General features: G+C 51.8%; 2 protein-coding genes. Both read right to left on the bottom strand.

Features of this window, described 5'->3' with window-relative positions; all coding sequences use genetic code 11:
* Positions 1-74 precede the first annotated feature (74 nt).
* Positions 75-416, bottom strand: a complete 342-nt coding sequence (locus Q0362_RS06515; RefSeq protein ID WP_280794439.1) for a helix-turn-helix transcriptional regulator — start codon at positions 414-416, stop codon at positions 75-77.
* Positions 409-1,379 (bottom strand): Fic family protein (locus Q0362_RS06510; RefSeq protein WP_298121503.1); only part of this gene is annotated, 971 nt, incomplete at its 5' end. The genes Q0362_RS06510 and Q0362_RS06515, both read right to left, overlap by 8 nt.

The raw sequence follows: 1,379 nt of genomic DNA, 5'->3' as shown, positions 1-1,379 counted from the left end.
CGCCGAGGGTGTGCTCGGGGTGATAGCCACTGGCGCCTCGGTGGGCGATGACGAGAGGGCGAGCGGTCATGTTTCTAGGATGCCATGGGGGTGGACGAATACGAGTCGTCCCCAAGGCAAATTTCAAATGAAGTACCCAGGGCCTCAGCAATTTTCATCAAAGTAGTGAGCTGTGGCATACGAGAACCGCTCTCGAGAGAAGAGATAACGGTCTGGCTGGTTCCTACACGCTGCGCTAATTGCGCTTGGCTAAGTCCTGCCCTCTGCCGAAGAACATAAATCATTTCAGCAATATTGGTTCGCACTAATGCCGCGTCACGTGCTCGTTGATATGCCTGAAGCTCAACAGGTGAGGCTTCAGCGAGAAGAGATTCCTTGACCGCTTCGTACTCTGTCATCTCCTGCGTGCTATCCATTGACTCTCGCTCCAATCCTGCGATTGAGTTCTTCAAGTTCTGCCATGACCTCAGATACAACCCATACCCGGTTGCGCTGGCGCCCCGTTATCTCAGTCACGATGCCAGCTTCCTCGAGTTCGTCTATTCCCCCTAGAGCTGATCGTGGGGTGAGCTCTAATTCTTTCTCAACCCACTGACTAGTCAAGGTTTGGACGTCTAACAAAACATCGATCAATCTTCGAGATGCGGAACCTTCGCGAGTTTCTAACCTGTCATGCCACATCGCTGGCATGCCCACGAGTGTTCCGGCAGCAACTTGTGTCTCCTCTGCAGCAATACGGGTTCCAGAAACAAACTCCCTGAGCAAGGGGGCAAGGTCTCCCTCGCGATATGCACCAAGTGCAGCGAAGTACCGTTCGGTATTCGCTACCAACGCGCTGGCCAAAGGAACAATCGTTCTCGACGTCACTGCGCGATAACGAAGCACAGCATTAATCAGCGCCCTTCCGATACGGCCATTTCCATCTGTAAATGGGTGAATTGACTCAAATTGAGCATGAACAAGCGTGGCTTGGACAAGAGGATCTAAGTCTTGACGGTGAGCAAAGGCCAATAGATCAGACATATACATTTCGACTGTCTCGGCCGGTGGTGGAACATACAGCGCATTGCGGGGAGCGTAATTACTTCCCCCAATCCAGTTCTGCATGGTTCGCCATTTACCCGCAAAGTTAACTTCTGTTGGGTCGGATTTCATCAAAGTTTGATGTGCGGCCAAGATAGCTTTTCCCGTAATTCCTGTGCCACCGGTCGAGCCTGAAACAAGCTGATTAATCGCGCTACCAGCATCAACCATGGCAATGGCAGAGGCATTGCCATGGTTTCCAGCTAATGCCAGGGCATAGTCCATCGCTGATGCCTCAACCTGCTCGATCTTGGACGAAGCAACCCCTTCAGTTCGAATAAGAAAAGTATTCAAAG

The sequence above is a fragment of the uncultured Aurantimicrobium sp. genome, from assembly GCF_936931525.1.
GTDB lineage: Bacteria > Actinomycetota > Actinomycetes > Actinomycetales > Microbacteriaceae > Aurantimicrobium.
This window is presented reverse-complemented; position numbering and strand designations above follow the sequence as displayed.